We start from the raw sequence: 6,101 nt of genomic DNA on the forward strand, positions 1-6,101 counted from the left end.
TCAGCCGATCTGCGCGTTCTTCGAAACGGTCGCCTGGTCGACGTCGGAGGTGCGCACGGTCACCTCGACCTGCCAGTCGCCCGCGAGGGGAAGCTGTACCCCGCTTGCGGACCAGTGACCGGTGGTGATGCGGTCGGGGGTGACGGGGAGCGGCCCGATGTCCTGGGCGGAGAGAGTGAAGGCGACCTTCACCTCGGGGATGTCGACGGGCCGTCCGTCCGTCCCCTCCACATAGACGTGCATGACGTTGTCGCCGACCCGCGCGGGTTCGAGGTCGATCGTGACGACGCCCTTGCCGCTCTCGCCGCCACCGGTGTCGAAGGGCATGTTCAGCGTCACCGCGCCGGTGCCCTGACCGGTCTCCGCGGCTGCCGAGGACGAGGAGGCACCGGCCGCCCTGGCCTCCTGCTCCGTGCGTCCCGGTTCGGTCTGGGTCAGCACCGTGGTGACGGCGAGCAGTACGACGGCGATGCCGGCCTCGGCCATGACGGAGCGGCGCAGGCCCGAGCGGTGGGGGTCGGCATCGCGCAGGCGCTTCTTCCGGGCGGTCTCCACAGCGGTCCGCTGACGGGCGAGCTGGGCGGCCCGGGCGGCCCCCGCACCGGCTGCCCCTCCGGCCCCGGATCCTGCTGCCTCCGTCTCCTGCGCGTCGTCCTGCGCGCCGTCCGTGTCGCCTGTGCCGTCTGTGTCGTCTGTGCCGTCTGTGTCGCGGGTGTCCTGAGTGCCCGCGGCCTTCGCGGTCCGTCCGGCAGAGGCCGTGTCCTTCCGGACACCGGATTCCCCGGTGTCGGACGTCCGGGCCCCGGACATGCCCGCTTCGGCCACCTGCGCGGGCACCTCCGCCAGCCGTGCCGTCCACCGCCGTGAGACCGAGGCCACCCCGACCAGCACCGCCACGAGCCCGATCTTGAGGAGCAGCAACTGCCCGTACCGGGTGTCGGTGAAGGCCGACCAGGAGCCGAGCTGCCGCCAGCTCTGGTAGATCCCCGTGACGACCAGCGCGATCACGCTGCCGAAGGCGAGCCGCGAGAAGCGCTGGACGGCGTCCCGGTCGACCGGCGTCTCGGCGGGCGCCCGGAAGAGCGCCACGAGCAGCGTGGTGAGCCCGCCGAGCCAGGCGGCGACGGCCAGCAGATGCACCACGTCCACCGGCATGGCGATACCCGGCTGGAGCCCTTGGGAGGCGTGCTCGGACATCGCCCAGCTCGCCGCGAGGCCGGCTGCCACGACCGTCCCCCCGATCGCGAGCCCGAAGGTCAGATCCCGCTTCTCCTCCGCCTCCCGCTTCTCCTCCGCCTCCCGCGCATCGTTCTGCCGACGTGCGCCGTCGTCGTCCAGGGTGGTGGACGACGGGCGGGCGTAGGCACCGAACAGCACGGCTATGAACAGCGCCGCCGCGGCGAGCAGCAGCAGCCGGGACACCAGCGCCGCGCCCGTCTTGGTCTGGAGCACGTCTCCGAGCAGGGAGAGGTCGAAGACGTCGCCGACCTTGCCGGAGGTGGTGTAGGAGCCGCGCAGGAGCAGCAGCCCGAGCGTCGACGCGGTGAGCGCCAGCCAGCCGGACACGACCAGCCGCTGTACGGCCCGCACCCCGGAACCGCGCCTCCAGCAGGCGAGTACGAAGGCGGCACCGCCGGCCAGGACCACGAACCCGGTGTACGACACGTACCGGCCGATGCCGTACAGCACGCCCACCAGCCCGCCGTCGGGCCCCTGCGCGGAGACCGAGACGGAGGTCTCTGAGGGTGCGCCGACGGAGAAGGTGAAGGCGCCGGCGACGGGATGACTGTCCGCCGAGACCACTTGGTAGGCCACGGTGTACGTGCCGTCGGGCAGCCCGCCGAGCAGCCGCACGGTGTAGGTCGTGCCGCTCGGGTTAACCGGGTCGCCCTTGTCCACCCGCTTGCCCCGGGGGTCGAGCACCCGCACGGCGTCGTCGCTCACCGCGACCTGTTCGGAGAAGGTGAGCGAGATCTGGGCGGGGGCCGTCTCGACCACCGTCCCCCGCTCGGGGTCGCTGCCGGTCAGCGCGGCATGCGCGGATGCGGGAGCGGCCCCGGCGAGGAGTGCGCCGGTGACGGCCAGGAACAGCAGCACCAGGGTTCGCACGCGGGGGGCGATGGTCTGGGTCACGGGGGTGTCTCCCTCAGTGTCCGGTCTTCGGGGTGAACGTGGCCGGCTTGACCGGAATCTCGACCGTGACGGGGTCGGACCGGTCGAAGTGCAGCTCGACGGAGACGTTCTCGCCCTGCTTCGGCTGCCGCTTCAGTTGCTCGAACATCAGATGGTTGCCGCCGCTCTCCAGCACCAGAGCGCCGTGTGCCGGGATCTCGAGGGCCTCGACCTCCTGCATGGCGCCGTCGACGGTCTCGTGGACGGTCACCTGGCCGGCGGCCTTGCTGCTGACCGAGGTCAGGCGGTCCGCGGCGCCACCGTCGTTGGTGATGGTGAGGAAGCCGGCCGCCATGTCCGACACCGGCTGCGGCATGTAGGCGGAGTCCACGGACAGGTGTGCCTTGCCGTCGCCGGACCCCGAGCCGTCCGAGCCGCCGCATCCGGTGAGGGCCAGCGCCCCCGCGACGACCACGGCCGCGACCGCCGGGCACCTCACGGCTTCTCGCCCTTGATGAGCTTCGGGAGGTCCTTGGTGTAGTCCTCGACGGTGGCGTCCTCGCCGTAGAGGACGTAACCGCCGTCGGTCTTCGGGGAGAAGGCGATGACCTGGGTGCCGTGGTCGGAGACGGTCTTGCCGTTGTCGTCCTTGCGCGGCGGGTCGATGGAGATGCCGAGGGTACGGGCCCCGGCCTGGATGGTGTCGAAGTCGCCGGTCAGACCGACGACCTGGGGATCGATGCCCTTGAGCCACGAGCCGAGCGCGGCGGAGGTGTCCCGCTGCGGGTCGGTGGTGACGAACACGATCCGCAGCTCGTCCTGCTGGTCCTGCGGCAGTTGCTTCTTCGCCACGGCGAGGTTGTTCATCGTCAGCGGGCAGACGTCGGGGCAGTGCGTGTAGCCGAAGTAGATGAGGGTGGGGCGGCCGGCGGTCGCCTCACGGAAGTCGTAGCTCTTGCCCCGGGTATCGGTCAGGACGAGATCCGGCTTCTCGAAGGGCCTGTCCAGGACGGTGGCGGCCTTCTGCGAGCCGGCCTCCTCGGACACCAGGGCGACGGGGTTGCCGCCGTCGGCGCCGTCGTCGCTGCCGCAGGCAGAAAGGGTGAGGGAGGCGGCGGCGAGCAGGGCCGCCGCTGCGAAGGTCTTCTTACGCATGATGGATGGTTCCTGAGAGTGAGTGCTCCGGCGCGCACCGGGACGCCGCGGGAACCGCGGACGGTCCCGGTGCGCGCCGCGAAGGGGTGGAGGGCTCAGGCGGTGGTGCGCCGGCGCCCGGCGAGCACGCCGTAGGCGACGCCCGCCGCGCCGACCACGATGCCGACGACGCCCAGGACACGGGCGGTGGTGTCGGTACCGCCGGAGTCGCCCGCGTCGGACGCCGCGGAGGTCTCGGCTGAGGCGTTCTCGGCCGACCCGGCGGTGTCGTCGGACTTCTTGTCGTCGGCCGCGGCGCCGTGGTGGTCCCCGGTGGCCTCGGAAAGGGCGAGCACGGGAGCCGGGCTGTCGGGCTCGTCCTGGCCCTCCTGCGGCACCTCGATCCAGCGGACGACCTCCTTGTTGGAGTACGTCTGCAGGGCCTTGAACACGAGCTCGTCGGCGTCCTCGGGCAGCGTGCCTACGGACACCGGGAACTTCTGGAAGAAGCCGGGCGCGATGCCGTCGCCCTTGGCGGTCCAGGTGACCTTGGACACCGCCTCGTTGATCTTCTTGCCGTGCATCTCGAGCGGCTTGTCCAGCTTGGACGTGGTGACCTTGATGTCCCAGCCCTCGACCGGCTGCGGCATCACGGACGCCAGCGGGTGGTCCGAGGGGAACGTGACCTCGACCTTGGTGGTCGAGGCGTTGTCCCGCTCGTTGGGGACCTTGAAGCCGACGACCGCGTAGCCGCCCTTCGCGGCCTCGCCCTCGGGCTGGACGGTGACGTGTGCGAGGGCGGGGGAGGACAGGGCGAGGACGGTGACACCGGCGACGGCGCCGACGGCGGCGATACGGGAAGCCTTCATGGCAGAAGCACTCCGCTTCGATTGAGGTTTCACTGACGGTGAGGGATACGCCGCGCGTGTGGCCGGACGGGTTCTCGTGGCGAGAACCCCTGACACACACGCACAGGGGGACACACACGCGCTTGCCGCACGCGGACGACCCTCTCCTCACCCGTGAACCCGGAAACCCGTGAACCCGGAAACCCGGAACCTGCGGATCCGGCAGCGGCGGAGTGGTGGTCGCCTCGCGTCAGGCGGCGAGAACGAGCGCGGTGGGGGCCGTGTCCGGCGGGCCCCGGCGGATCACCGTGTGCTGGAGCACGGGGGTGCGGGGCAGTGGGGGCGCGAGCCGCGCGGCGCACGCCGTGCGCGGGGCCTTTTCCGGTGCTCCCGGGAGTCCGGCGCGCAGGGCACGTACCAGGGTGAACGCCGCGCGGAGGGACCGCACCAGGGTGCCCTCGGCGACGCCGTGCGCCGACAGTCCCGCCAGCCGCAGCAGTGCCAGGTCTCCGTGGCGCAGCAGCCACCCCGCGGCCGTCGCCGCGAGGACGTGGCCGAGCAGCATCGGCAGCGACGGCAGCAGGACCGCCGGGGAGTCCCGGGGGGGCGCCNCCCCCCCCCCCCCCCCGACAGGGCGTCCGCCGCGTGGGTGTGAGCCTCGCCGGGGTGGACCCCCGCGTCGGTGAGGATGCGCGCGGCGTGCGCGGGGCTGATCCCCGCGGCGGCGGTTCCGCACAGCAGGCGCGCGGCCTGCTCGACCAGTGCGGCGTCGGACAGGCCGGGAGACGTTCCCGTGAAGGGTGCGCCGTGCTGCCCCAATCCGAACAGGGTGTGCAGTGCCGTCTGGCCGAGCGCCAGCGTCACGGCGATCACCGGCAGGGAACGCACACGTCCGGCGAGTGGCACGGCGACGGCGACCGCGCCGAGGAATCCCGTGCCCAGCGTCCACGGCGGGACGGCGGCGCGGGCGGCGACGGCGTGACCCGCCCCGGCCAGCACGACGCAGACCGCGGCGAAGACCGCGGCCCGCAGAACCCGGACTTCTCGTCCGGAGCGCGTCGTGCGCGGGTGGGGGGCAGGCATGGCGGCCTCATCATCGCACCGGTCCCCCGGTCGCCGTACGGCAGGTCCGCAAGATGCGGTACGACCGGAAGATCACATCTGCCGCACACTGCCCCACATACACCGTTCGGCTCCACGGCGCACCCGCCGTATGGGCGGCGTCACGCCGGCTTCACGCTTAGCACAGAGCACTCGGGGCAATACGTAACGGTATGTCGAGCCGCAGCCAGGAGGCTGGAGCATGAGCATCTGGTGGTCACTCCATCTGCGGCGTGATGCCGCCAGCGTGCCGCTCGCCCGGCGCCTGCTGCTCGGCACCATGGAGACCGCGGGAGTCGACCCCGACGTCTCCTTCGACCTCTCCGTCGCCCTCAGCGAGGCCTGCGCGAACGCGGTCGAGCACGGCGGCGGCACCGCGCGGGGCGGTATGTCGGAGGCATACCGGGTGACCGCCTATCTCGACGGGGAGAAGTGCCGTATCGAGGTCGCCGACGCGGGGCCCGGGTTTCCCGGGGCGACCGGAGGCGGTCGTTCCCGCCCGCCGGTCCGTACCGCGCCGTGCGAGGCGGAGCACGGCCGCGGGCTGGGGCTCATCCGGGAGCTGGCCGACCATGTGCACATCGGCAACAAGCCGGGCAGGGGCGGCGCGGTGGTGAGTTTCGACAAGATCCTCAAGTGGCGCGAGGACGCTCCGCTCGTAGCGGTGTAGCGGTGTAGCGGTGTAGCGGTGTAGCGGTGTAGCGGTGTAGCGGTGTAGCGGTGTAGCGGCGGGGGGGGGGGGGGGGGGGGGGGGGGGGGGGGGGGGGGGGGGGGGGGGGGGGGGGGGGGGGGGGGGGGGGGGGGGGGGGGGGGGGGGGGGGGGGGGGGGGGGGGGGGGGGGGGGGGGGGGGGGGGGGGGGGGGGGGGGGGGGGGGGGGGGGGGGGGGGGGGGGGGGGGGGGGGGGG

The 6,101-nt window shown here is 72.9% G+C and carries 5 protein-coding genes and 1 pseudogene; 1 reads left to right on the forward strand and 5 read right to left on the reverse strand.

The features are described 5' to 3' along the window. From HTV45_RS29025 to HTV45_RS29045, 5 genes and pseudogenes are all read right to left on the reverse strand, one after another. Nucleotides 1-2,133, reverse strand: a complete 2,133-nt coding sequence (locus HTV45_RS29025; protein WP_215208863.1) for a copper resistance protein CopC — start codon at nucleotides 2,131-2,133, stop codon at nucleotides 1-3. 13 nt (nucleotides 2,134-2,146) lie between these two features. After that, complete coding sequence (locus HTV45_RS29030) at nucleotides 2,147-2,611, reverse strand: copper chaperone PCu(A)C (protein ID WP_215208864.1); 465 nt, start codon at nucleotides 2,609-2,611, stop codon at nucleotides 2,147-2,149. Then, nucleotides 2,608-3,267, reverse strand: a complete 660-nt coding sequence (locus tag HTV45_RS29035; RefSeq protein WP_215208865.1) for an SCO family protein — start codon at nucleotides 3,265-3,267, stop codon at nucleotides 2,608-2,610. Before HTV45_RS29035 ends, HTV45_RS29030 begins: the two co-directional genes overlap by 4 nt. A 95-nt stretch (nucleotides 3,268-3,362) precedes the next feature. Continuing rightward, on the reverse strand, nucleotides 3,363-4,115 hold the full coding sequence (locus HTV45_RS29040) for a YcnI family protein (protein WP_215208866.1): 753 nt from the start codon (nucleotides 4,113-4,115) through the stop codon (nucleotides 3,363-3,365). 229 nt (nucleotides 4,116-4,344) lie between these two features. Then, nucleotides 4,345-5,177: pseudogene (locus tag HTV45_RS29045) on the reverse strand (hypothetical protein). A gap of 220 nt (nucleotides 5,178-5,397) precedes the next feature. Between HTV45_RS29045 and HTV45_RS29050 the strand changes: the two are divergent. Continuing rightward, nucleotides 5,398-5,865, forward strand: coding sequence for an ATP-binding protein (locus HTV45_RS29050; RefSeq protein ID WP_215208867.1), 468 nt, complete (start codon nucleotides 5,398-5,400; stop codon nucleotides 5,863-5,865). The last annotated feature ends 236 nt before the right edge of the window (nucleotides 5,866-6,101 follow it).

The organism is Streptomyces sp. CHD11, from assembly GCF_018638295.1.
Classification (GTDB): Bacteria; Actinomycetota; Actinomycetes; order Streptomycetales; family Streptomycetaceae; genus Streptomyces.